Below are 25235 nucleotides of genomic sequence, written 5' to 3'. Positions count from 1 at the left end.
CCTCTTTTTTTCTCATTATCCCATAGTTGCCGTCAGTTAGTTGTCAGTTTTTTTCGATACAGTAAACGTAACAAGAAGGGAGAGGAAACAGATGAAACCCAAACCATTTGCGAAATGGCTCGTCGGGCTTAGTAGTTCCGTCTTCATCGGACTCGCCATTGGTCAGTTGAGTATCAGTTCGAACGATTCCTCGACGACACCTGTTTCGACAGGCGATACGTATTCGAACGATACGACATTACCATCTCAAGGGAATCAATATAGCGATGATGAAGGCGAATACGAAGGGGATGATGGATATTACGAAGAAGACGATGATGATCAATGGCAAGGTGATGAATCATCTGGCTTCAGTCAACCGGGTGGATCGAGTGACGGTCAGTCTAGCCATTCGAGGTAAGGAGGAGGAAGATGGAGCGACAATTGTATGCGATGCATAATCAGGTGCGGTTCGTGACGGATCAGCCGATTGATGAAGCAGAATGGGAGGAACTTGTCCGATTCTTTCATTATGTGGATCGGCAGTGGTCACGCTTTGATGAGCAAAGCGAAGTCAGTCGATTGAATCGCTTACGGATTGGCGACACGTTATCGGTGTCCTTACCGTTAGCCCGCTTGCTGGCCCGCGCCACACGATATTTCGAGCAGACCGAACGTTATTTTTCCCCATTCCTGCTGGCGCAACAACAAGCCAATGGCTATCGCCAATCATTTCCCTTCACACAAGCTGTCGCTTATGAAGAGGTTGCTCCACCAGAAATCGCTCCATTCATCATTGAAGGATGTGACGTGACGCGAGTCGGAGGCGGTTTTATCGACCTAGGTGGCATCGGAAAAGGAGCTGCCGCGATGATTGCAGCGCAACGACTACGAAAAAGCTGGAATCGTGGATTGATTGAAGCGGGAGGCGACGTCATCGTCTGGTCCGATGAGGAACCATGGAATATTACGATCACGCATCCCGAGACCGAACAACGCGTCGCTGATGTGCAATTACGACAAGGCGCGGTCGCGACATCGAACCGTGTCTATCGATCGTGGAAGACGGACGGACAGACGCATCATCATTTATTGGATGGACGAACAGGACGTCCGACGAAAAGTCCGATTCTTCAAGTGACCGCATCTGCGCCACAACTCTATGAAGCGGAAGTCATGACGAAGCTTGCTTTTCAGATGACAGAGACAGAACGTCAAGAAAAGCTGTTTCGTTGGTTTCCAAAAGGACGATTATTGATCTTGGATACTGCTGGGGAATGGCGAAGTGAACAGAAGGGAGTGAGTGAGACATGGACTGGATGAAATGGTTGTTCTCAACATGGACGATGATCCGGTTGAGTGGATTAAGTGGGCACTTCTTCATGACGATTTCTGTCTTAGCGGGATTGCTCGGTTCCTACCCGGCACTCAAAAAACAAAAAGCACGACTGCATCACGTGCACTTATATAGTGGCTGGGCAGGTTTGCTCGCAATCGTCCTTCATGCGACGCTCATCATCGTCGATTCATACGCACCACTGACAATCTTTGAAGTCCTGATTCCGGGCCAAGCTTCTTATGAACCACTCTGGAATGCGCTAGGAACGATCAGTCTCTACTTATTCGGATTCGTTCTCGTGACTTCGGATTTCTTAAAGGAGACGTTAGGCAAGACGCTTTGGAAATTGACACACTGGCTGGTCTTACCTGCTTGGCTATTAATGACGGCACATGGTCTTTTCATCGGTACGGATACCGGAACCCTGTTCACGACGATTTGGTACGCTGTCTCAACACTGACGATGTTTACGCTCGTCCTTTATCGGATGCGAATCCGTCCTGTGCAACGGGCTCGAACTTCAGCAAAAGAGCGCTCAGTCGTACGCTGAGCGCTCTTTTCATTGTCGAGCGAGCCAAGCTGTCCATTCGTTAAAGGCAGCGTCCCGATTCTCGATATAGTTGTGATCACTATCGACAATCGCTTCCTCGAACGGACTGTCGGATAGCAATAAGTCATGATGGAGTGCTTTGATCGATGTTTCGTCCCGTTCTGACGTCATAAGCAACATCGAGCGATCGGCTAGACGTTCTTTTAGCGTCAGTAAATTCCAAGTCGTATGATGGTGCTTCAACTCATCGAGTAACGCGTCAGCAACGGCACCATTTAGGAAACCAGCTCCTCGTTCGAGTACACCGTGTAGCGCAGCTTCGTATTCCGGATGTTCGAGGACGAGCTGACCGACGAGACCAAAATTAAACGGAGAGATTCCGACATAATGTGCAGCCTCTGGTGTCTCAGCAAAAGCATGTAGACCGGCGAAACCGCCCATGCTATGACCAACGACGGTAATCTGATCCGCCTTGATGCCATGTTCGGCAGTGAAAGACTCTGAGCAGACGTGCTGTAGTGTCGCGGTCGCGTCTTCCAAAACATGTTGGAATCGGAAGGTTCCAGGGCTCCCGATCGTTCCACGATACGACGTGACGAGTACATGGTATCCTGCACTTTGAAGTTGAACTGCCCAGTCCATGTTCAACTGTTTCCCGGGAAATCCGTGGAAGAGGACAATCAGTGGAGCATTCGCTGTATGTTCAGGTGAATAGAGACGGGCAATCAACTGTTCTGAACCACCGCTTGGAACATGGAGATAGGATAGTGTTGCCTTTTTCGTGATCGTTTCCAAAAAAACACGCTCCTTCATAATCATTTTCTAAGTCTTAGTGTGCGTGAAGATGCACGATCATGCAATGATTAAGTGTATGAACTAAAAAGATGGGATACCCTTCTGGGCATCCCATCTTTTGTATGGTGTAGCTTAGAATACTTTTGTCGTCCATGATTCACAGTTCCATAAGTCTGTCGCAACAGCTTCATAGAATTCTGGTTCGTGTGAGATCAACAGGACGGTTCCTTTGTAATCTTGTAACGCACGTTTTAATTCTTCTTTGGCTTCGACGTCCAAGTGGTTCGTCGGCTCATCGAGTACGAGGATGTTCGATTCCGTATTCATCAATTTACAAAGACGGACTTTCGCTTTTTCCCCACCGCTGAGCACTTCGATTTTCGATTCGATGTGTTTCGTCATCAAACCACACTTCGCGAGCATAGCACGGACTTGTTGTTGTGTCAGAGACGGGAACGTATTCCAAATCTCTTCGATACACGTATTCGAGTTCTTCTCTTTAACTTCTTGTTCGAAGTACCCGATATGCAAGTTCTCGCCTCGCTCAACGACACCCGAGACAGCTGGAATTTCACCGAGCAAACTCTTGAGTAACGTCGATTTCCCGATTCCGTTCGCACCGTGCAACGCAATCTTCTGCCCACGTTCGATCGTCAGATCAAGAGGGCGAGAAAGTGGCTCATCGTATCCGATGACGAGACCTTTTGCTTCGAACATCAATTTACTTGGTGTCCGTGCTTGGAGGAAGTGGAACTCTGGTTTTGGACGCTCTTGCGCAAGTTCGATGACATCCATCTTATCGAGCTTCTTCTGACGTGACATCGCCATGTTCCGTGTCGAGACACGTGCCTTGTTCCGGGCAACGAAGTCCTTCAACTCAGAGATTTCCTGCTGTTGACGCTTGAACGCAGACTCGAGTTGCTTTTTCTTCGCTTCATGGATCGTAACGAAGTTGTCGTAATCACCGACATAACGATTCAATTCTTGATTTTCCATATGATAAATCAAGTTGATGACGCTATTGAGGAATGGAATGTCGTGCGAAATCAAGATGAACGCATTCTCATATTCATTCAAGTAGCGTTTCAACCATTCGATATGCTGGACATCGAGATAGTTGGTCGGCTCATCAAGTAAGAGAATATCTGGTTTTTCAAGAAGGAGTTTCGCAAGCAGAATTTTCGTCCGCTGTCCACCACTGAGCTCCTGTACATCCCGGTCGAGTCCGATTTCATCGAGACCAAGACCGCGTGCGATTTCTTCGACTTTTGCATCAATCGTATAGAAGTCGTTATTCGTCAGAATGTCCTGCAAGACGCCGACTTCTTCGAGCATCTTTTCCAGTTCCTCTGGCTCGACTTCGCCCATTTTACCGTACAAATCATTGATTTCCTGTTCGATGTCGAACATGTACTGGAATGCACCTTTAAGTGCATCGCGGATGGTTAATCCTTTTTCAAGGACAGCGTGCTGATCCAAATAACCAACGCGTACATGCTTCGCCCATTCGACTTTTCCTTCATCCGGCTCAAGTTGCGACGTAATGATGTTCATGAACGTCGATTTTCCTTCACCGTTCGCACCGACGAGACCGATGTGCTCGCCTTTTAACAGGCGGAAGGAGACATTTTCGAAAATGGCGCGGTCACCGAATCCGTGACTTAAGTTAGATACCGTTAAAATACTCATAATTACTCCTTATTTCATGAATTCCTGTGACTTAGACGCCTGTCCGTTTTTTCTGGTTGTTTGCTTTTTTCGTCTGTTGGCTCGTCAATTGTTTCGTTTGTGTTCCTTGTAAGCCAGTCGGACGTTTTGTTTGCGCTTGTTTTTTTGCTTTCAAGCGTTCGATCATTGCCTCTTGCAATGATAGTTTTTTTGGTTGTTCACTCATGTTCGTTCACCTCGATTGATTCGTTCTTACTTTCTAGTATGCCAAAAAAAACGTCTCTTGGAAATGAAGAGACCTGATTTTACATCTCAAAGTGTATCAGCAAGATAGACGACGTAACAATTTCGGTCGATATCGATTTCACAGCTGTCACGCTCAAACACACCGTGTCCTTCGACTTCAATTTTGTCCTTAATTAAAAAACGCATCGCTTGGACGTGATTCGGAACCGTTGATGTCTTTAAGAGCGGTTGCGCGCTGTCAGATAAATACTGTCTGAACTCGATATGAATTTGATGCGGTGGATAAACGCGTTCTTCTGTCGCACGCGGTGATGCCTTGATATGATCGACAATCAATTGATCGTAATCACCTGCCATCTCATTGGAACGAAGCTCGTATTGATGTCCTTCGATGATATGAAATTCGCAGAGTTGGTGGGCGATGATCTCTTCCGGTTCAATCGCATAACGATCATATTGATAGATCGGATGGAATTCACCATTTTCTTCAACGTAGTAAGCAAGTGACATGCGTAAATCCTCCTTTTCGTTCTATAGATACTATTACCACATTGAAGGAAAAAAAGTTCCGACAGAACAAAGAAACTTTTCTCTCCAAAAAAGCGTATACTATCCATAACGACAGTAAAAGGAAAGGGGACTGAGACGGTGAATTGGATGAAACAAGCGACACTAGCTGCAACATTGTTGATCGGAACGACACTGAGTGGGTGTGGATCGGATGATGCACGAGCGGAACGACCAGATGATCCGGATTGTGATGACTATGAGTATGATAATGATGAAGGCGTTTGGTACTGTGATGATAGTTCATCAACCCATTCAGGATACTATTACTGGGGTGGTAGTTATTTCGCATCACGTGCCTTGATGCATAGTGCGATGCGAACGAAAGGGTATACGCCGAAATCAAAAGAAGTAAAGAGTTATAACACGAAGACAAAGGGATTCGGAACAGGCTCATCTTCCGGCTTTTTCGGCGGATGAATAGACGACAAACCTTTTACGGAGACATCGATCATTTTTGGGATGTGCTAGACGGGGAACCGTACGCTGTGACGGAAATCATGCCCATCTCGGAAGAACGAATCGACCAACTGCATATCGCGGCGCAAGAAGTTTACAAGATATTTGAAAAAGTACTTCCGATTCTTCGATCGATGGATGATGAGGCACTGCTCGAGCTGGGCTTTCCAGTTGAAAGTCTCGCTTTTTTACGACTCGAGACGATGCGACCGTTGACCGTCATCGGACGCTTTGATTTCATTGCGACGGCAGATCGTATCTCACTCATGGAATGGAACGCGGATACGCCGACTTTCATTAAAGAAGTATTTGAAGTCAATGATGTCGTAGCGGAAAAACAAGGTTTTGAACGGGTCAACGATGGGGAAAACAAATGGCTGAAGGCAACTGTCCGTCGTGCGATCGAAGCCGCGATACATCGGACGAAACAGCATCCGCATGTCGTCTTCACCTCACATGGTGACCACATCGAGGATCGATTGACAGCTGAGTATTTGCAGTCGTTTTGGAGTGATGCGACCTATTGTCCACTTCATGCATTAGAGATTCGTCCGGAAGAAGGTCTGTACGATGAGGCTGGTAAAAGAATCGATATCTTATATCGTCAAACCTTTCCGATCGAGATGGCCTTACTTGACCGGGATGAGGACGGAAGAAATTTAGGGCAATTACTCCTGCAACTCGTCGAGACGGGTCGACTCGAAATCATCAATCCACCGTCTGCCTTTTTAATGCAAGCTAAGTCGGTTCTTGCATTGATCTGGATGTTGCATGAAGCCAATCATCCGTACTTGAGCGAAACGGACCATATGACGATTACGCGTTACTTTTTACCGACGTACTTATCCGCTGATCCATTCATTTCAAGCCAGCGATCATTCGTTAAAAAACCAATCTTCGGGCGTGAAGGAGATACCGTGACGGTCTATGATGGACAAGGACATATCATGCTAAAGAATGAACAGCATACGTTTCGTGATCAACCGGCTGTTTATCAAGCGTATCAAGAATTACCGACGTACTCACTTCAGGAAGAGGGAGAAGTCGCGTATATGTATGGTGTCTTTATTTTAGGAGGAAGACCAAGTGCGATTGGTGTACGTGCCGGAGAACGGATTACCGGAAACCGTTCCTATTTCGTACCAATTGGTCGACAGCATGAAGGAGGGAGAAACGTATGAGAGCAGCAATTTTAGGAGCATCTGGTCTAGTCGGACAAGAACTCGTCGATCGTTTGTTGGCAGAAGATGCGTATAGCGAGGTACATGTTCTCGTTCGCCGCCCGATGCGCCGTTTTCATCCGAAATTGGAAGAATGGGTGATTGATTTTGATCGTGTGACAGAAATTGAACTACCTGTCGTCGACCATGTCTATTGTGCACTGGGCACGACGATCAAACAAGCAGGATCGCAAGAGGCATTTCGTCAGGTTGACTACACATATCCGATTGAACTTGGTCGTGAATTGTTAGACCTCGGGGCGACACGATTTGCCTTGATTTCGGCGCTCGGTGCCCATCCGAATGCGAAAACCTTCTACAATCGCGTAAAAGGGGACACGGAAAACGGATTACGTGTACTCGGATATGACGCGTTATTGATTTTTAGACCGTCATTGTTGCTAGGGGATCGAGATGAATTCCGCTTAGGCGAACAAGCGGCTGCGAAAATTTCGACGGTTTTACGCCCCTTGTTGAAGCGGAGTGCCATTGCTCCGATCGAAGCTGGTCAAGTCGCTGCGGCGATGATTCGTGAAACGTTACATGCACCGCCTGGAATTACAATCATTGAATCGAAACAGATGCAATCCTGAGCAGTCGAGTAGTCGACTGCTCTTTTTGTTATTCTTGTAACGTAAATAATATTTGACTCATCAAATGATTTGCGGTTGAATGGTAAAGTGCTGTCTCATATATAAAAAAAGAAGTGAGACAATTCAGGCAAAACAGTGTATTCGTATCCTATCTGTTTCGTCACGCTTATCGTTTGGGGAAAGCGGGAAAAGATGATGGATTATGCACTTATTTAGGATTGATGAAAGGAGCCGATCATATGGCAGAGTTTGATCGCGATCAGGTCTACAAGACCGTTCCGCAAAAAGGATTCTTCGGGAATCCGAAAGGGTTGTTCACCCTCTTCTTCACTGAGTTTTGGGAGCGTTTCTCCTACTATGGCATGCGTGCCATCCTTATCTTCTACATGTACGATTCAGTTGCCAACGGTGGTCTAGGTATCGATAAGACGACAGCTGCGTCAATCATGGCCGTTTATGGTTCGCTCGTCTACATGTCAGGGATCATTGGGGGATGGGTAGCTGACCGTTTACTCGGTACGTCACGCACCGTCTTCTATGGTGGTATCTTGATCATGCTAGGGCATATCGTCCTTGCTTTACCAGCAGGCATTACAGCCCTCTTCATCTCGATGGGACTCATCGTCATCGGTACTGGTTTCTTGAAACCGAACGTATCGAATATCGTCGGTGACTTGTACAGCAAGACGGATAACCGCCGCGATGCTGGTTTTAGTATCTTCTACATGGGGATCAACGCTGGTGCATTCCTCTCACCACTCGTCGTCGGTGAAGTGGCTGACCGCGGTGGATATCACGCTGGTTTCGCACTCGCTGCCATCGGGATGTTCGCAGGACTTGTCGTCTTCGTCTTGACGAAAAAGAAAAACCTTGGTCAAGCGGGTACGTACGTCTTGAACCCATTAAAAGGGGACGAGAAAAAACGTTTCATCACGATCGCATCAATCGTTGTCGTCGTGATTGCTGTACTCGGTGTCGTTGCATCGATGACAGGACTGTTGACGATTTCTCGTTTTACTTTAATGGTCACGATTCTCGGGATCTTGATTCCGATCGCTTACTTCACAGTCATGCTTCGTAGTCCAAAGATCACGGATGATGAGCGCTCACGTTTGATTGCGTATATTCCGTTGTTCATCGCAGCAGCGATTTTCTGGGCAATCCAAGAACAAGGTTCATACGTCCTCTCCATCTTCGCAAGTGAACGGACGAACCTTTCATTCTTAGGATTTGAGATTCAACCGGCATTCTTCCAATCGTTGAATCCGCTCTTCATCATCGTATTAGCACCTGTTTTTGCGAGCTTCTGGGTCAAACTCGGTGACCGTCAACCAACGACGATGCAAAAGTTCTCGTTTGGTCTTCTGTTCGCCGGACTTTCGTTCATCGTCATGACACTACCAGGTATCCTGTTCGGTGTGGAGACGTCAGTTAGTCCACTCTGGCTTGCACTAAGCTTCTTCCTCGTCGTCATCGGTGAGCTCTTCTTGTCACCAGTCGGTCTATCGGCAACAACAAAATTGGCGCCGGCAGCCTTCTCGGCGCAAACGATGAGTCTGTGGTTCTTGACGAACGCAACAGGTCAAGCGGTCAACGCACAAATCGTTAAATACTACACGAATGATACGGAGATTTTGTACTTCGGTATCACAGGTATCGTTGCCGTCATCTTCGGATTACTCTTGTTCGCTTTCGCACCAAAACTTCAAAAATACATGCGCGGTATTCGCTGATGCATGAAAAAAGACGCTTTCTCAATCGAGAAAGCGTCTTTTTATTAATCATTCGTCCGAATATGGCGTAACCCTTCTGCGAGCAAGGCGACCAATGTTCCGAGGACGAGACCGTTTGACATCAAGGTCGTCACGAGTGGCGGTAAATCGGCCGTTGCCCCTTTTGGTAGTAACAACGCACCGATGCCGACGAGGACCGGGAGACCGACCGTGATCATCGCCGTTTGACGATTCAAGTCGCGGGCTGCTTCCGTGACGCCGATGATCGCCATCCCGGCAACAATCGGTGCGACCATCGCATAACCGACAGCGACGGGGATTTTAGCGATCAACCCGACGAATGGTGTCACGATACTTAGGAAAAGGCACGTGATGTTCGCATAGACGAACGCTTTGCGGTCCGTGTTATCTGTTGAGGCAATGAAACCAGCTGTTCCGGAAATGGCGACAGGACCGACCGTACCGAACAGACCAGCGAAGAGTTGCCCGATACCAGCCGTGATACCAGCTGTTCCGACTTGTCCTTTGACGGTTTCACCACGCTTGGCACTGATGATCCGTTCGATGACCTTGATGTTCGCTAAGACGTTCGTCATTAACAACAACGAGATGATGAGAGCTGTCGGTAATAAGCTCCAGTCGACATGAATACCGCCGAACGGCAATAAACTCGGTAAAGTGAACAGTGGACCATCGAAACTTGGCATCTCAGCACGACCGATCAATGCAAACATGCTCCAACCGACGAGTAGCGTGATTAATAAAGCGTACTGGCGTAAGCGATCACTTCGTTCTAAATAAAGCGAGATCAAGACCGTCAGAATCGAGATGACGGCAGGTAATACTTGAATTCGTCCATCCTCGATATTGAGCAATCCTTTCATGACGGATCCGGACAGTTGTGCCGACAGCAGTAGCATGTAGACACCGATGACTTGCGGTGTAAAAAGAGGGACTAAGCGCCGTAAGACACCCGTCATTGTCAAGACGATACAGATGATGCCGCTGAGTAGGAGTAAGAATCCAAGCGACTGTAAAGTGTTTGAATAACTGCCGTACAATGTGACACCAATCGACGAATAGAGGGCAAATACACCCCACCAAATTCCAGCAGGACCTTCCATGATCGGTAGACGGTGTCCGAGCAGGACTTGAAAGAGACTTAAGATGGCAAATACGAATAGACAACGAGATAAGAAGGAAAGCGTCTCGGCACCCGAGAGTTCAAACGATGCTGCGATGGCAAGAGGCGGGGCAATGTTAGTACAGATGATGAATAAAAACCATTGAATCGTAGACACAAGGGTACGCGGCAAAACGTGAATCTCCTTTCGAAAAAACAATATTGGTTTCATCTTAAACCAATTCATGAAAAAGCGATAGGGATGCTTACAATGACTGAAAATTCTAATATTTGTTTTCATATGTGATTTAACACATAATATTGGGTATAACGGTAACGGGAGGGAATGAAATGAAAAAATGGAGTATCAGAATCATTGGAACGATTGCTGCGCTGTTGGCACTGCTCGTATTTGCCTTCATGATCTGGGCGCAGTTCGATTATGATGCATCTCCCCAAGCGATATCTTACGTGGAGACAGCTACACCACGTGAAGTGACATTTGGAAAAAAGACGAGTGACGTTGGATTCATCTTTTATCAAGGGGCAAAAGTTGATGCAACGGCCTACAGTTATTACGGCAAGCAACTAGCGAAAGACGGGCACTTCGTCGTCATCCCAAAGCTACCGTTTCGGATTGCGTTGCTTGACTCAAGCGAAGGACTCGATATCATCGAGGATTATCCCCAAGTCAAAAAATGGTATCTGATCGGGCATTCGCTCGGTGGAAGCGCAGCTTCGACGATCGTCGAACAACATCCGAAAATTAAGGGGATCGTTTTCCTCGCGTCCTATCCGATTGATTCGATTGATGTGCCCTCGTTGACGATTTATGGTGGACGAGATGGTGTCTTACCAGTCGCTGATATCGAAAAAAGTAAACAGGACGTTCGAAAAGATGCGGTATTCCATGAAATCAAGCAAGGGAACCATGCGAACTTTGGTATGTACGGTCGACAAAAAGGGGATAACAGCAGTCCATTAACGCCAAAAGAACAACAGGACGAGTCGTTAGATGAAATCAAACGATTTATCGATACACCTTAATCAATTCTCTTAGTGAATAAACGACTCATCAATCAAATGAAAAGGATGGAGAGATTCTGGCACTGGGTCCGGAATCTCTCCATCCTTATTTCTACTGAGTTATCGATTCAACTCAAGCGATGAGCGACTTCGTCGAGCGTTGGCAAAGCAGCCATCGCTCCTTTGACGGAAGCAGCAAGTCCGCCTGAAATCGCTGCGAATCGACCGATGTCGCGAAGTTCATCTTCAGACCAATCAAACGAAAAATCGCGTAACGCACACTGGTAGAGTAAACCGGACATGAAGGCATCTCCAGCTCCTGTCGTATCGATTGCGTCGACCGTAATCGCATCGATGACAGCCATCGCACGATCCGTATAGAGAATCGATCCTTCACTTCCTCGCGTGATGGCAAGAAGACGAATCGGATATTCAGCTAACAATTCAGCAGCCCCGTCATCAAGATTCGTTTGTCCAGTTAGAAACGTCAATTCTTCCTCAGCAAGTTTGACGATTTGTGCATCCGGTAGGACAGACCGGATCGTCGTCCGCGCTTCGTCAAGATTCGGCCATAGCGACTCTCGTAAGTTCGGATCGTAAGAGACTGGTACTTGGTGCGCTTTTGCACGTGCGATGGCTTTTCGTGTCGCGTTGACGGATTCTCCAGTAATCAAAGAGATCGAACCGATGTGTAATAAATCGACGGACGTGAAATCCTCCGGTACATGTGTTTCGTGGAATTGCATATCAGCACGCTCCGCGTTGATGAACTCGAACGACCGCTCTCCATCCTGACCGTTTGTAACGAGCACAAGTCCTGTTTTTTGCGTCGAATCGTGGACGAGATGATCGGTACGAACACCATAATGATGTAACGTATCTTTCAAGAAGTGTCCCATCGAATCATCACCGACAGCTCCAAGAAAATAACTATCAGCGCCTAATCGAGCGAGTCCGACAGAGACATTGGCAGGAGCACCTCCAGGATTTTTTTGAAACGTCATGTTTTCAGTATCAAGAGGAATCAAATCAATCAATGCTTCCCCTAAACTAAAGATTTTCATACGTAGAACTCCTTTCAAGATCCGGACGAATCCGTTCGATGTGTAAAGCCATATAGCCGATTTCTGATTCAGGTACACGTGTATCGAGTTCGACAGTCAACCAATTGCCCATTTGACTCGCACAGGCATAAGCCTCAGCATAACGTGTTTTGACGGCAGATAAAATCACATCATCCATGTCGTGTAAGGTTTCTCCTTGTTCAATCCGGGCGAGGACCAATTTCATGTGCGTAAAGAAACGATAATACGTCATTGATGAGGTCTCGATCGTTTGTCCAAAAAAGACTTCGATCTGTTCACGTAGTTCATTGAGTAACGTAACCGTCTGCAAAGCAGTCGCCATATTCGGATGCGTTTGGCGTGCATTGTATAAGTGAAGCGCGATGTTCGCAGCTTCTTCTTTCGGTAGCGTAACTTGTAAGGCACGCTCAATCTCAAGAACTGCCCATTCTCCAATCGCATACTCCGGTCCATACAAAAGGCGAATCTCTTCTGCCAATCGATTATGCACGACGAGTTGTTCACGTGCTAATCGTACGGCATGAGCAAGGTGGTCCGTCAGACTGACGTGAATATAGTCATGAAACGGCGTTTGGAGCTCACCTTCTGCATGTGAGATGATGCGTTCCGATAAATCAATGATCTCAAGTGGTGTCGTTGTCAGAATCTCTTTGAACTGTTCTGCATTTTCAAATGAAGGGATGAACATTTTTTCGATCTTCGTCGCTTGAATCGGATCTTTTTTCTTTTTTCCAAAAGCAATACCTGGTCCCATGACGATGCGTTCCTGTCCATTTTCTTTGACGACAACAGCATTGTTATTGAGGATCTTATGAATAATCAGCCTGACGTCCTCCTTTCCGATCTTTTCTTTTATTATAAAGCGAACTTCAGCGCTTTGCGAACTGACAAATGCGACCACCGAGCCTGAGGACTCGGTTTGGTCGCATGAAGGATTAAGCAGCAACGTCCGTTTCTTTTTGTTTCCGTGCATCGAGACGCATCAAGACGACAGTCGAGATGAAAGCAGTGACGACTGCAATGGCGAACCCGACGAGATAGTTGATCAAGTTTGACGCACCGAGTGGCGCGACGATCGCAATCATCGGAATTCCAGTTAATCCATAAGCGTTCGCAGCGACTTGTGTCAAGACGACATAACCGCCACCGATCGCACCACCAATGGCACCACCGATGAATGGTTTTCCAAGACGTAAGTTGACACCGTAGATGACGGGTTCTGTGATTCCGAGAAATGCTGAGAACGCAGACGGTAGGGCGAGTGCTTTGAGTTTAACGTTCTTCGTCAAGAAGTAAACGGCAAGTCCGGCACCACCTTGAGCGACATTCGCCATCGACCAAATCGGTAAGAGGAAGTTCTTTCCGATACTCTTATCTGCAAGTAATCCTGCTTCAATCGCATGGAAACTATGGTGCATCCCTGTGATGACGATTGTCGAATAAAGTCCACCGAAGAGAAGACCGGCGACGACTGAGAACTGTTCATAGAAGAAGACGAGTACGAATGAAATGCCTTTTCCGAGTAACGTTCCGATCGGACCAATGACGATCAATGCCAGGAATCCAGTGACGAGAACCGTAACGAACGGTGTCACGAGTAAGTCAAGCGTCTCGGGTGTCCGTTTCCGAACTTGTTGTTCAATCTTTGCCATGACCCAAACGGTTAAGAGAACCGGGAAGACCGTTCCTTGATAACCGATCAACTCGATGTTCATTCCGAGGAACTTCATGACTTCCGGATCACTATTACCGAGCGTCCAAGGGTTTAAGAGGGACGGGTGTGTCATGATTCCCCCGATGACGGCACCGAGGTACGGGTTCGCACCGAATTCACGGGCTGCCGAGAAACCGATTAGAATCGGTAGGATGATGAAGGCAGAAGACGAGAACATATCCAGTAGTTGGACGATCGGTGAATCACCGTCAACCCAACCGAAGGCCTTGATCATACCGAGTAATCCCATCAAGAGACCGGCTGCGACGATTGCCGGAATGAGTGGAACGAAGACGTTCGAGAGCGAGCGGGCAAGACGGGCGAACGGATTTAATTTTTGCGATGCAGCCTTTTTAACGTCGAGTGGTTCCTCGCCATCGACCTTTACACCGGCAAGTGGTGCAAACGCAGCAAATACTTTGTTGACGGTACCGGTTCCAAAGATGATTTGGTATTGACCAGAACTTGAGAAGGCGCCGCTGACACCATCTAAGTCTTCAAGTGCTGCTTGATCGACCTTTGATTCATCATGCAAGACAAGACGTAAACGCGTCGCGCAGTGAGCAGCAGTGATGATGTTCTCGCGTCCACCGACGAGTTCGAGCACACGTTTAGCAGTTTGTTGATAATCCATCGGAAAAGTCCTCCTTTTTCATGAAACGTGCTGAATGAGACAAAAAAAAGGCAAGACCGAACAACACCTCTCCTAACGAGGTGTCATTTCGGTCTTGCCAGCCGTACTGTCACAATCCGCACTATTGATTTGATTTCATCTTAAAGGAGAAAAGAAAGCGTTGTCAATACTTAATGTTCATTTTTTTGAATCTGAATATCGACCTCAACACCGTAGTGATCGGAAACGACGGGACCGTGAATCCCATCGAATACGACCCCGACGCGTTCGACGTCAATTTTCCGATTCGATAAGACGAGATCGATCCGCAATCCTTGTTGATTGTCTTCCCATCCATCGATGTTGCCATTGATCGTCTCAATTCCGACCGTTTCCTTAGCTAGTAGGAAGACGTCGTGTAATCCTCGTTGCATCATATAGTCATAACCTGTATTTCGTTCTAAAGCATCGTTGTTGAAATCACCGAGGAAGAATGTCCATTCGAGTGGATCCATCCGGGCCATCAAATGATTGAATTGTTCCTGGAACGGTTCGACTTCATCTGCCCACCAGCCAAGATGGCATGTATTGAACGTAATCGGTGTACCGTCGACTTGGATTGTCGCACGGACGATTTTTCGCGATTTCCAATCGAATGTATCTTGACTGCGGCTGACATAATAACTGTCCGATTTTAGGATTGGATGTTTCGTCAAAAGAGCGAGTCCTTCTTCATACTTATCATAGCCGATATGAGCAAAATCCCAGACGAGGGAGTAGGTTTGACCTTGTTCTTTTAACGCTTGCTGGATCAAATAGGCAAAGTTATCGTTGCGCACATCGTCATAGACGATCGGTGTGTCCATCAATTGACTCACTTCTTGTAGTGCGATGACATCATAATCTTGAGCGAGAATTTGTTGAACGATCTGGTTTAATTTTTCGAGTGGCTGTTCTTCCTGCCACGAATGACAATTTAATGTGAGTAGACGCATGAGTGGTCCTCCTGATTTTTTAAATAAGAAAGGTGAAACTCTTATAAAAGAGCTTCACCTTTAGGTAGTTCCCTAATCTCGCAGGTTTATGCGCCGATCCGGTCTTGGATATCTGATTTTAAGATATCGGCTTTTGGACCGTAGATGGCTTGCACGCCATTGTTCTTAAGGATCAGACCAAGTGCACCGTTTGCTTTCCAGTCTGCTTCTTTTGCAACAAGCGCTGGATCTTTGACAGTGACACGAAGACGCGTCATGCAGGCATCGACGTCCTCGATGTTTTGCTGTCCACCAAGCAAATCGATGATTTGTGAAGCTTGCGAACCGTCGGCAGGAGCTGATGTCGCAGCAGCCTCACCTGAAGCTTCAGTTGTAGATACGTTGATATCGTCCAGATAGTTCCCGTTACGACCTGGTGTCGCATAGTTGAACTTCTTGATGACGAAACGGAACGTGAAGAAGTTCAAGAAGAAGAAGAACACACAGACACCGATGAAGCGAATTAAATCACCAATTAATCCAGCTTTTGCAATCAATGGAATCCGCGTCAAGAGTTCGATCGCACCGAATGCGTGAATCCGAAGATGCATGACATCTGCTAGTGCGAAAGCAACACCTGTTAGTACAGCATAGATGACGTAAAGAACAGGAGCGATGAACATGAACATGAATTCGATTGGCTCCGTGACACCTGTCAAGAAGACCGCAAGTCCAGCAGATAAGAAGACTGGTTTGTATGCTTTCTTCTTATCTTCATCAACTGACATATACATTGCGACAGCGATACCAATCAATGAAGCAAGTGATGTGACGACTTGTCCTTCTTTAAAACGAGCAGGAACGACACTGTTGATCAAATCATTGTATCCTTGTGTGTTGCCGGCTTGTTTCAAGTTGACAAGGTCAGTGATCCAAGCTAACCAAAGCGGGTCTTGACCAGCAACTGTCGATCCTTGAGCAGCACCTGTCAGGATTTTGTACGTTCCACCGAGTTCCGTGTAGTTCATCGGGACAGTCAACATGTGATGGAGACCGAACGGAAGTAATAGACGCTCGAGTGTACCGTATACGAACGGTGCAATGATCGGTGCAGAATCACGTGAAGAGGCAATCCAGCGACCGAAGTCATTCAATAAGCCTTGAACGAACGGCCAAACGAGTGATAAGGCGAATGCTGCAACGACTGATCCACCGATGACGACGAATGGTACAAAACGTTTTCCGTTAAAGAATGCAAGTGCATCTGGCAATTTACTGAAGTTATAAAATTTATTAAAGAGAACGGCACCAAGGAAACCAGAGATGATTCCGACGAATACTCCCATGTTGAGAGCCGGTGCCCCTAAAACTGAAGTGAAATAATCTTTTACGATGAGCTCAGAACCAAGCAATGAATCGACCGTTGCTTTTGGATCCGTGATCATGTCAGTGTTGACGCCGAAGATAGCTCCTGTGACGCGGTTGATCAAAATGAAGGCGAGTAACGCTGCGAACGCACCACCAGCACGTTCTTTTGCCCATGACCCACCAATCGCGACGGCGAATAAGACATGAAGGTTCGTAATGATGGCCCAACCTAAATCTTCAACGATTCGAGCAATCGTTTGCATTAACGCGATATCGCCTCCATACATGCCGATCAGTTTCCCGACCGAGATCATGATTCCTGCAGCAGGCATAACCGCGATGACGACCATCAAGGCTTTACCGAGTTTTTGCCAAAAATCGAACGAAATAGCATTTTTCAAGATCATTCACTCCTTTTTATCTCTTTTTCTCTAATATGTGTGTAAGAACAGTGCAATAATGTAAGCGATTAATGCAACCGTTTGCATATAGAATTGTAAGCGATAACTTTTTAAAAAGCTAGTGTTTTATAAGAAAAATATTTGAAATTTTATTTTGATTAAAAATTGATAGTTCGGAAAGGTATTCAGATTTAAAAAAAGTGGGAATAAGACTACAGTGAACGTTGTCTAGTTTTAAAAGAAGAAAGGATGTTTGAAGCGGATGAAAGAAGGGATTCAACCGATCGGACAGTACGGACAGCGGATTCGTACGTTACGAGAACGTCATCAGTTAGATCAAAATACATTAGCAGAGTTAACTGAGACGACACCTGAGATGATCCAGCGTATTGAAAGTAGCATTGCCCATCCCTCATTTTCAATGATTGAGCGACTGGCCCGTGTCTTACATGTCCCTTCGGATCACTTAATTCGGCATATCTGGCCACCTGAGGTCATCCGTCAGCAGGATAGCACGTCCTTGATCGACCTTCCATCTAGTTGATGAGCATTAAAAAAGAGGAACAAAGGGATTTCCCCTTGTTCCTCTTTTAGTCGTCTTAACGATTATCGATCGTTTCAGGATAGAGATCGTGATTGAATAGACGGTGCTCTGCCATTTGTTCGTATTTTGTACCAGGCTTGCCGTAATTGTAGTATGGATCAATCGAGATTCCACCGCGTGGCGTGAATTTCCCCCATACTTCAAGGTAGCGAGGTTCCATCAATTTCACGAGATCTTTTCCGATGACGTTGATGCAGTTCTCATGAAAATCACCATGGTTACGGAAGCTGAATAAGTACAACTTCAGTGATTTTGATTCGACGAGTTTTTCGTCTGGGATGTACGAGATGTAAATCGTTGCGAAGTCCGGTTGATTCGTGATCGGACAAAGACTCGTGAACTCTGGTGCGTTGAATTTCACGAAGTAATCATTTTCTGGGTGACGATTCGGGAATGCTTCGAGAACTTCAGGTTGGTATTCAAAAATATATGGTACGGCTTTTTGGCCGAGTAACGATAAGTCGTTTAAATCTTCAGGTCGCATGAATCATTTCTCCTTAGACGCCACGATCGTTCGCGAAAACGAGGGCATGTAGTTGTGGTAGGACGCGCGCATGATTGAAGCGTTCATCACGGGCGACGCGTTCCCAAAGTGTTTTTAAATCGTGTAGCATGCGTGGAGCGATCGTTCCTTCTTCGTGCGGATCGGGATTTCCAAGTGAGAGATAGAGCGTTTTTAAAGCGTATCGCTCAGAAATCATCGCCGCAAAATCGAGGTCTTCCTCATTAAAGATAACGATTTTGACGGCGCGCTGTTGTTCCGGTAAACGTTTAAAAAAGACATCCAAGCGATCGAAATCAATCTTCATCCCACTTGAAGGTGGTTTAGGGCTAAGTGTGACGTCATCGATATCAAGCAACCAATTTTGCCAGTAGGAGCCTTGTGTCTCGACGGACATCGTGATGTTTCGTTCTTTTAGTGCCGCAACCAGTGTGCCGATTGATGCATGAAGTAACGGGTTCCCACCAGAAATCGTGACATGTCCGTAAGAGCCGAGTGTATCGAGGCGTTCTATGATCGTCTCTGCCGTCAAGAGTTCAGGTTTTTCAGAACCATCCCATGTGAAGGCGGAGTCACACCACGAACAGGAGTAGTCGCAACCGCCGGTCCGGACGAACATCGTCTTTTGACCAATCGATCGTCCTTCTCCTTGAAATGTTGGTCCGAAAATCTCGAGAACCGGAATTTTTGGTGTTTTCGTTAAGGCACTCATGCTTCGTTCATCCACTCACGACGGACTTCAGCAAAAGCAGTCGGTGTCTCATAGAGCTTGACGAATTCGACACGAAGTCCACGCTCATCCGGAAGGTGTTGTCCGAGCGTCTCGAAAATCCAGGCTGCCATGTTTTCAGCTGTCGTATTCATGTATGGTAACGATTCATTCAGGTAGCGGTGATCCAACAGTGGTTCGAGATGTGTTTTGAAGATTTTTTTGAGGTCACCAAAATCGAGTGTCATACCGCGGTGATCCAAAAAACCACTGATTCCCATATCGACATGGTACGTATGACCGTGAAGGGCACGGCATTTTCCATCATAATCATATAGGTGGTGTGCTGCGTCGAACGTCAGTTTTTTAACGATCATGACGCGGGATTTCGTATAGATAAGCGAGTCGCCAGTCGGGCGCTCGACCGTTTCAGGTGCTTCGTAATTGAATGTCATGTGTGTTGAACCTCCTTGATGTATGCATCTAATCCATTTTTCCGTAATTCACAGGCTGGGCATTCGCCACAACCATCTCCAATGACGCCGTTGTAACACGTCAACGTGCGATTTCGAACGAAATCAAACGCACCGAGCGAATCGGCAAGCGCCCACGTCTCTTTTTTGTCGAGCCACATGAGTGGCGTGTGAAGTACGAATGGATAGTCCATCGCAAGGTTCAATGTCACGTTGAGTGACTTGATGAAGGCATCACGGCAGTCAGGGTAACCGGAAAAGTCCGTTTCACATACGCCAGTGACGATATGACGGATTCCGCGTCCTTTCGCAAGGACGGCTGCGAACGAAAGAAACAGGTGATTTCGTCCATCTACAAAAGTAGAAGGAAGACCATCTTCATTCGTCGTGATGGTTTGGCTGTGGTCAGTCAAAGCGTTACTCGTCAGTTGACTGAGAAGAGAGAGATCAAGCTCATGGTGTTTGACACCAAGCTCAGAGGCGATGTCGCGTGCGACTTCGAGTTCTTGTGCATGACGTTGTCCGTAATTAAACGTCACGACTTCGACTTCTTCGTATTGTTTCAGTGCCTGAAACAAACAAGTCGTTGAGTCTTGGCCGCCACTAAAGACGACAAGAGCACGTTCGTTTTTCATAATGTACACTTCCATTCCTAGTTTTTGTAACGGAGGAGGTTACGAACTCCGGAGACGTAGTCTCAACTATTCACACTAGCAGAAGCCATTGAAAAAGTCGACGTTTTCTGATGAAGACAAAAAAAGAGATGCGTATCGTCGATCGGACGGTACGCATCTCTTGCAAGAAGATTAAAGTGGATAGTGATAGTAGCGTTCTTTGACGAGTAGATCTCGAATGTTCGAATCTTCCGAGATGACTTTCATCAGACCACCTGTTTGTGAAGCATGCGCTTCGAGTGCTTTGATCTTTTGATCCGTATAGGCACTGACATCATGAATGAATGTTCCTTCCCCGAGCTCTTCTTTCGTATTGTTCGCGAAAGCGACCGCAAGAAACTCTGGGCGATCAGCAGGATCCATCATCCGAAGGGCACGAACGACGGCGCGAGCTGTCGCTTCATGATCGGGATGGACCGCGTAACCCGGATAGAACGAAATCAAACGAGTTGGTCGTGTCTGTTGAATCAAGGCAAGAATACGGTCAGCAAGTGCTGCTTCATCCTCGAATTCAACGGTCTTATCACGAAGTCCCCACATTCGGAGATCCGAAATCTTCATTTTTGCAGCAGCATCAATCAACTCGCGTTTACGAATCGTTGCGAGCTGTTCACGGTTCGTAAAGACAGGACGTCCCATGTTACGTCCCATCTCACCAAGTGTCAGACAAGCGTACGTGACAGGACCACGGTTTTCAGCGTGTTCGATGATCGTACCGGCAGAACTGAAAGCTTCGTCATCCGGGTGAGGGAAGACGACGAGTAAATGATCTTCGTGTGTCATGCGTCTACCTCCTCTGCACCTTGAGCGAATGGTGTCGGGCTAAGTTCAAAAGCAATTGCAAGACGTCCTTCGATATCGTGACCGGCAATCAACAATTGTTCCCCAGCAAATTCGAAGTCAGTCAATCCTTCACCGTATAACCAACCGTGGGCAAGTTTCAAACCGATCCGGTAAGGTCCGTTTCCTGTGATCAGACCACGTTCGTAAGTGATTTCCGCATTACGGAAAAACATCCCTGCGCTATGGAAAGTTGGATCTTGGTGCGTCGCGTAAGCACCGTTCGTGGTCTCGACGTGTACATATAACGGTGTATTCGCATGTTCGTCGATATAACGCTGTATTTCTTGTACATCAATGGCTTGCATAAACTTTTCTCCTCTCCTATACAGAAAGAAGTCCGCGGATATCGCGGACTTCTTAAGCGGATCAAGACTGGACTGTACGATGTGCAGCGTGATCAGTTGGTCCGACGTATTCATTCAAACGGAATGAATGACGAATCGCGGAAGTAATGAAAGATTTTGCTGTACGGACAGCAGCTTCTACTGATGCACCTTTTGCGAGTTCGGCCGTGATTGCTGCAGAGTACGTGCAGCCAGCACCGTGCGTGTACGGTGTCTCGATTCGTTCGTCCTCAATCAGGATAAACTCTTTTCCGTCATAAAGCACGTCAACTGCTTGCGGATGGTCAATCTTGCTGCCACCTTTGACAAGAACGTATTGCGCACCTTTTTCATGAATCCGCGCTGCTGCAAGTTTCATCTCGTCGATCGTTGCTGGTGTTTTACCAAGACCCGACAGTTGTCCGGCTTCGAAGACGTTCGGTGTGACGACCGTCGCAAGTGGTGTCAAGACATCACGAAGTGCGTTTGCTGTATCAGGGTTCAGCACTTCGTCTTCGCCTTTACAGACCATGACAGGATCGATCACGACGTTTTGAACGCCGGATGATTTGATTTTCTCAGCAACGGCTTCAATGATTTCGACAGTCGGGAGCATACCCGTCTTCATCGCATCAACACCAATACCTCCAAGGACCGTGTGGATTTGTGTCCGGACGAGTTCTGTGTCGATTGGGTAAACCGCATGGTGCCAAGAGTGATCAGGGTCTTGGGCGACGATGACCGTCAAAGCATTCATTCCATAGACACCAAGTTCTTGGAATGTTTTCAAATCAGCTTGAATACCAGCTCCACCGCTCGTGTCGGAACCAGCAATCGTTAAGGCTTTACGTTTTGTCATGGGGCATTCCTCCTAAAGAAATAGACAATCCTTCTTGTTCTTCATCATAGCGAATTATGGGAAAAACAACAACTATCGACGCTTCTGACGTACACAAAACCCCACCTGTTTTGAGTAGGCGGGGCAAGTACTTATTTAATGAATAAGAAGTCGAGAATATAGTAGATCAAGGCAGCGAAAGCCATCGAAATCGGCAATGTGATGACCCATGTAATGAGCATGCGCTGTGCTGTTCCCCACTTTACACCTTTCTTACGGTGTGATGTACCTACACCCAAGATGGCAGAAGAGATGACGTGTGTCGTCGAAACCGGAAGATGAATCGCTGTCGCTCCAAAGATGATCGCTGCTGATGTTAAGTCAGCTGCAACCCCGTTGACCGGACGGATTTTCATGATTTGACCACCGACGGTCTTGATGATCCGCCATCCACCTACAGATGTTCCGAGACCCATCGCGATCGCACATGAGAGTTTAACCCAAGTCGCAACTTCGTGATCTGTTTGATAACCAGATGAGATCAAAGCAAGCGTGATGATCCCCATCGCTTTTTGTGCGTCGTTCGTACCGTGTGTATACGACTGCAAAGCAGCGGTTGCAATTTGAACATGACGGAAGCGACGATTCGTCTTCGCCAAGTTTCCTTTTTTGAAGATGACTTTAAAGATTGCATAAACGATGAAACCGAGTGTGAATGCGAGCACTGGTGAAATGAGCAAGGCTTGAACGATTTTCAAGAAGCCTTTTGCTTCGATTCCTCCGAATCCGACAGAGGCAACAGCAGCACCAGCAATCGAACCGATCAGTGTATGCGAAGAACTTGACGGAATACCGAAGTACCAAGTCAAAAGGTTCCAGGCAATGGCTGAAATCAAGGCAGCGATAACGACGTAGCTACCATGTTCAAGTGTTGACGGGTCAACGATGTCACCAGAGATCGTTTTTGCGACTCCAGTGAACGTGATTGCACCTAGGAAGTTCATCGATGCAGCCAAGATGATGGCATGACGTGGTTTCAACGCACGAGTCGACACCGAAGTCGCGATCGAGTTCGCTGTATCGTGGAAACCGTTGATGAAGTCGAAGCTAAGTGCGAGAATCACGATTATGGCGGTGATGATAAACAGGCTATCCATCTCGTTAGCTCCTCACTTAAGCGTTTTTCATGATGATCGTTTCAATGACGTTAGCTGCATCTTGGCAGTAGTCCGCGATTGATTCGAGCGATTCATAGATTTCTTTATATTGGATGATTTTAATTGGATCTGTTTCTGTTGCGAACAATGCTTTGATCGATTTACGGCGTAGGTTATCACAAATCGTCTCTTGTTCTTTGATTTTGATGACATGTTCACGCATCGGTTGCAATTTACGTGCAACAAGAAGATCCATTGACATCGCGAGTTCTGTGACAGCGATGTTGATTTCATCGACGAACTTGATCATGTGCTCGTCTGCTTGAACGATATTGTAGATTTCGAAGATCGCTGAACATTCTTCAAAACCGTCTAAGACGTCATCAAGTGCGTTAGCAAGTGCGAGTAAGTCTTCACGGTCGATCGGCGTGATGAACGCATTGTTCAAGTCGATGATCAACTGGTGCATCAAATCGTCCCCAGCTGTTTCGAAGTCTTTTACTTTATGTGCAAATTCTTTTACATCCGCGATGCCGTTGATTTTAAAGTCAACGAAGAATTGCGAAGTCGTTTTTAAGTGTCCTGCGATTTCGGATAATTTCACTGCGAATGGATCTTGTTTTTTACTAAACATTTCTTCTGCCTCCATATTAAGAACAAGAATAGAATAGTGAAGTAACTTCACGAGTTCGATTGTAGCAGACGGTATTGTAAAAGAATACATTTATGAAGCGTCTTTACGAAATCTTAATAAATCTTAATACGGAAGTGATTGTAGATTTAATAAATTGTCTGACAATGGTAAAAGTGAAGTGTACTTGATTGAAATGAGTTGGATTACGTTGTGATTGCAAGAGATTGTCTTGTGATTGTAAGAATAAAAGCGCATCAGAAGTGGGAAAAGAGGATATGGCGCATGAAAATCGAATGATATGATTAAGTCTGCGTAATTAGGTAAAAGAGGAGGATTTTATTATGCTCGTACAAAGTTTATGTATTCCGAAGCATCAATGTGTCACGATTTCCGAGACAGCGACGATTCGTGAAGCACTCGACACACTTGAAAAAACCGGATACCGCTGTGTCCCGGTCCTTGACCAATCAGGACAGGACTTTAAAGGGAACATCTATAAGATGCACATCTATCGGCATGGGATGAATGGTGGCAGCTTAGACGACAACGTCATGTCGCTGATTAAGAATACATCCAAATACATCTATACAGGAAGTAATTTCTTTGAAGTCTTCTTCTCAATCAAGGAATTACCGTATATCGCGGTCTTAAATGATGACGGTCATTTCTTCGGTATCCTGCCACACGGAAAAATGCTTGGAATGCTTGAAGAAGCATGGAACCGTGATTCTGGAAGTTACGTCCTGACAGTAGCCCTAAGTGAACAAAAAGGGGCACTTGAGAAGATCTCGAAGATCGTCAACAAATATTCAACGGTCGCGAGTCTGATGACACTCGATGCGAAGAGTAGCGTCATGCGTCGTGTATTGATTACATTACCGACGGATTGTGACGAGAAGACAAAGAAAAAAATCGTTAAGAAACTTGACGATAAGGGACTTCGAGTCGTTGCTGTCGAAGATTTAGCCGTTCGTGTATAATGGACCCGCACAAGACCAGTTCATGACTGGTCTTTTTTTGAGGGA

29 protein-coding genes are annotated in these 25235 nt (G+C 46.5%); 10 read left to right on the top strand and 19 right to left on the bottom strand.

Annotated features, from left to right (window positions below):
* Positions 1-91 precede the first annotated feature (91 nt).
* From KNQ12_RS13190 to KNQ12_RS13180, 3 genes are read left to right on the top strand one after another with little or no spacing between them, the layout of a single operon-like run.
* A complete protein-coding gene (locus KNQ12_RS13190) occupies positions 92-400 on the top strand; it encodes a hypothetical protein (protein WP_214748771.1) in 309 nt (102 codons plus the stop codon).
* Between the two features lie 11 nt (positions 401-411).
* Positions 412-1302: an FAD:protein FMN transferase gene (locus KNQ12_RS13185; RefSeq protein WP_064300705.1), complete on the top strand. Its 891-nt coding sequence runs from the start codon at positions 412-414 to the stop codon at positions 1300-1302.
* Positions 1290-1868 (top strand): ferric reductase-like transmembrane domain-containing protein, encoded by a 579-nt coding sequence (locus KNQ12_RS13180; RefSeq protein ID WP_214748767.1) that lies wholly within the window; start codon positions 1290-1292, stop codon positions 1866-1868. The genes KNQ12_RS13185 and KNQ12_RS13180 overlap by 13 nt, the downstream gene beginning before the upstream one ends.
* A 9-nt stretch (positions 1869-1877) precedes the next feature.
* Here the strand turns inward: KNQ12_RS13180 and KNQ12_RS13175 are convergent, their stop codons facing one another.
* From KNQ12_RS13175 to KNQ12_RS13160, 4 genes are all read right to left on the bottom strand, one after another.
* Positions 1878-2663 carry an alpha/beta hydrolase family protein gene (locus KNQ12_RS13175; RefSeq protein WP_035395579.1) on the bottom strand — a complete coding sequence of 262 codons (786 nt, stop codon included), beginning with the start codon at positions 2661-2663 and terminating at the stop codon, positions 1878-1880.
* 132 nt (positions 2664-2795) lie between these two features.
* On the bottom strand, positions 2796-4352 hold the full coding sequence (locus KNQ12_RS13170; protein WP_214748764.1) for an ABC-F family ATP-binding cassette domain-containing protein: 1557 nt from the start codon (positions 4350-4352) through the stop codon (positions 2796-2798).
* A 31-nt stretch (positions 4353-4383) separates the two neighbouring features.
* On the bottom strand, positions 4384-4557 hold the full coding sequence (locus KNQ12_RS13165; RefSeq protein WP_023469740.1) for a hypothetical protein: 174 nt from the start codon (positions 4555-4557) through the stop codon (positions 4384-4386).
* Between the two features lie 86 nt (positions 4558-4643).
* Positions 4644-5087 (bottom strand): hypothetical protein, encoded by a 444-nt coding sequence (locus tag KNQ12_RS13160; protein ID WP_087681661.1) that lies wholly within the window; start codon positions 5085-5087, stop codon positions 4644-4646.
* 147 nt (positions 5088-5234) lie between these two features.
* Here KNQ12_RS13160 and KNQ12_RS13155 point away from each other — a divergent pair, with 147 nt between their 5' ends.
* The 4 genes from KNQ12_RS13155 (at position 5235) to KNQ12_RS13140 (ending at position 9149) form a co-directional block, all read left to right on the top strand.
* Positions 5235-5564 carry a hypothetical protein gene (locus KNQ12_RS13155; RefSeq protein WP_035395686.1) on the top strand — a complete coding sequence of 110 codons (330 nt, stop codon included), beginning with the start codon at positions 5235-5237 and terminating at the stop codon, positions 5562-5564.
* Positions 5561-6784 (top strand): glutathionylspermidine synthase family protein, encoded by a 1224-nt coding sequence (locus KNQ12_RS13150; RefSeq protein WP_214748760.1) that lies wholly within the window; start codon positions 5561-5563, stop codon positions 6782-6784. Before KNQ12_RS13155 ends, KNQ12_RS13150 begins: the two co-directional genes overlap by 4 nt.
* The gene (locus KNQ12_RS13145) at positions 6781-7416 is read left to right on the top strand and encodes a Rossmann-fold NAD(P)-binding domain-containing protein (protein WP_023469736.1); all 636 of its coding nucleotides are present in this window, start codon (positions 6781-6783) and stop codon (positions 7414-7416) included. The genes KNQ12_RS13150 and KNQ12_RS13145 overlap by 4 nt, the downstream gene beginning before the upstream one ends.
* Positions 7417-7655: 239 nt before the next feature.
* Positions 7656-9149, top strand: a complete 1494-nt coding sequence (locus tag KNQ12_RS13140; protein WP_047390672.1) for a peptide MFS transporter — start codon at positions 7656-7658, stop codon at positions 9147-9149.
* 44 nt (positions 9150-9193) lie between these two features.
* Here KNQ12_RS13140 and KNQ12_RS13135 read toward each other — a convergent pair whose 3' ends face one another.
* The gene (locus KNQ12_RS13135) at positions 9194-10450 is read right to left on the bottom strand and encodes a purine/pyrimidine permease (RefSeq protein ID WP_231681714.1); all 1257 of its coding nucleotides are present in this window, start codon (positions 10448-10450) and stop codon (positions 9194-9196) included.
* A 173-nt stretch (positions 10451-10623) separates the two neighbouring features.
* On the opposite strand from KNQ12_RS13135, the gene KNQ12_RS13130 reads away from it, so the two are divergent.
* Complete coding sequence (locus KNQ12_RS13130) at positions 10624-11319, top strand: alpha/beta hydrolase (RefSeq protein ID WP_214748757.1); 696 nt, start codon at positions 10624-10626, stop codon at positions 11317-11319.
* A 107-nt stretch (positions 11320-11426) separates the two neighbouring features.
* Here KNQ12_RS13130 and KNQ12_RS13125 read toward each other — a convergent pair whose 3' ends face one another.
* The 5 genes from KNQ12_RS13125 to KNQ12_RS13105 form a co-directional block, all read right to left on the bottom strand.
* Positions 11427-12362 carry a carbohydrate kinase family protein gene (locus tag KNQ12_RS13125; protein WP_214725133.1) on the bottom strand — a complete coding sequence of 312 codons (936 nt, stop codon included), beginning with the start codon at positions 12360-12362 and terminating at the stop codon, positions 11427-11429.
* A complete protein-coding gene (locus KNQ12_RS13120) occupies positions 12349-13191 on the bottom strand; it encodes a PRD domain-containing protein (RefSeq protein WP_231681717.1) in 843 nt (280 codons plus the stop codon). The genes KNQ12_RS13125 and KNQ12_RS13120 overlap by 14 nt, the downstream gene beginning before the upstream one ends.
* 127 nt (positions 13192-13318) lie before the next feature.
* Entirely contained in the window at positions 13319-14731 is a 1413-nt protein-coding gene (locus KNQ12_RS13115; RefSeq protein WP_023469730.1) for a sucrose-specific PTS transporter subunit IIBC, read from the bottom strand.
* A 170-nt stretch (positions 14732-14901) separates the two neighbouring features.
* Positions 14902-15705, bottom strand: coding sequence for an endonuclease/exonuclease/phosphatase family protein (locus KNQ12_RS13110; protein ID WP_035395584.1), 804 nt, complete (start codon positions 15703-15705; stop codon positions 14902-14904).
* An 86-nt stretch (positions 15706-15791) separates the two neighbouring features.
* Positions 15792-17459, bottom strand: coding sequence for a PTS transporter subunit IIBC (locus KNQ12_RS13105; protein ID WP_214748751.1), 1668 nt, complete (start codon positions 17457-17459; stop codon positions 15792-15794).
* A gap of 256 nt (positions 17460-17715) precedes the next feature.
* Here KNQ12_RS13105 and KNQ12_RS13100 point away from each other — a divergent pair, with 256 nt between their 5' ends.
* The gene (locus KNQ12_RS13100; RefSeq protein ID WP_075642904.1) at positions 17716-17997 is read left to right on the top strand and encodes a helix-turn-helix domain-containing protein; all 282 of its coding nucleotides are present in this window, start codon (positions 17716-17718) and stop codon (positions 17995-17997) included.
* 55 nt (positions 17998-18052) lie between these two features.
* On the opposite strand, the gene queF is transcribed toward KNQ12_RS13100, so the two are convergent.
* The 9 genes from queF to KNQ12_RS13055 all read right to left on the bottom strand — a co-directional run bounded on the left by queF (position 18053) and on the right by KNQ12_RS13055 (position 24210).
* Positions 18053-18541, bottom strand: a complete 489-nt coding sequence (gene queF / locus KNQ12_RS13095) for a preQ(1) synthase (RefSeq protein ID WP_023469726.1) — start codon at positions 18539-18541, stop codon at positions 18053-18055.
* Positions 18542-18554: 13 nt separating this feature from the next.
* Positions 18555-19271, bottom strand: a complete 717-nt coding sequence (queE, locus tag KNQ12_RS13090; protein WP_214729113.1) for a 7-carboxy-7-deazaguanine synthase QueE — start codon at positions 19269-19271, stop codon at positions 18555-18557.
* Positions 19268-19723, bottom strand: coding sequence for a 6-carboxytetrahydropterin synthase QueD (queD, locus tag KNQ12_RS13085; RefSeq protein WP_023469724.1), 456 nt, complete (start codon positions 19721-19723; stop codon positions 19268-19270). Before queD ends, queE begins: the two co-directional genes overlap by 4 nt.
* Positions 19720-20376 carry a 7-cyano-7-deazaguanine synthase QueC gene (queC, locus tag KNQ12_RS13080; RefSeq protein WP_023469723.1) on the bottom strand — a complete coding sequence of 219 codons (657 nt, stop codon included), beginning with the start codon at positions 20374-20376 and terminating at the stop codon, positions 19720-19722. Before queC ends, queD begins: the two co-directional genes overlap by 4 nt.
* A 171-nt stretch (positions 20377-20547) precedes the next feature.
* On the bottom strand, positions 20548-21198 hold the full coding sequence (bshB2, locus tag KNQ12_RS13075) for a bacillithiol biosynthesis deacetylase BshB2 (protein ID WP_214748746.1): 651 nt from the start codon (positions 21196-21198) through the stop codon (positions 20548-20550).
* Positions 21195-21563: a YojF family protein gene (locus KNQ12_RS13070; protein ID WP_023469721.1), complete on the bottom strand. Its 369-nt coding sequence runs from the start codon at positions 21561-21563 to the stop codon at positions 21195-21197. Before KNQ12_RS13070 ends, bshB2 begins: the two co-directional genes overlap by 4 nt.
* A gap of 61 nt (positions 21564-21624) precedes the next feature.
* Positions 21625-22440, bottom strand: coding sequence for a pyridoxine/pyridoxal/pyridoxamine kinase (gene pdxK, locus KNQ12_RS13065; protein ID WP_023469720.1), 816 nt, complete (start codon positions 22438-22440; stop codon positions 21625-21627).
* A 131-nt stretch (positions 22441-22571) separates the two neighbouring features.
* Positions 22572-23576, bottom strand: coding sequence for an inorganic phosphate transporter (locus tag KNQ12_RS13060; RefSeq protein WP_023469719.1), 1005 nt, complete (start codon positions 23574-23576; stop codon positions 22572-22574).
* A gap of 16 nt (positions 23577-23592) precedes the next feature.
* Positions 23593-24210, bottom strand: a complete 618-nt coding sequence (locus KNQ12_RS13055; protein WP_023469718.1) for a DUF47 domain-containing protein — start codon at positions 24208-24210, stop codon at positions 23593-23595.
* Positions 24211-24551: 341 nt separating this feature from the next.
* Between KNQ12_RS13055 and cbpA the strand changes: the two genes are divergently transcribed.
* Entirely contained in the window at positions 24552-25190 is a 639-nt protein-coding gene (gene cbpA / locus KNQ12_RS13050) for a cyclic di-AMP binding protein CbpA (RefSeq protein WP_023469717.1), read from the top strand.
* The last annotated feature ends 45 nt before the right edge of the window (positions 25191-25235 follow it).

The sequence above is a fragment of the Exiguobacterium sp. s11 genome, assembly GCF_018619015.1.
GTDB classification, from domain to species: domain Bacteria; phylum Bacillota; class Bacilli; order Exiguobacteriales; family Exiguobacteriaceae; genus Exiguobacterium_A; species Exiguobacterium_A indicum.
Note: the sequence above shows the minus strand (reverse complement) of the source record. Positions and strands in the feature narration are given on the sequence as shown.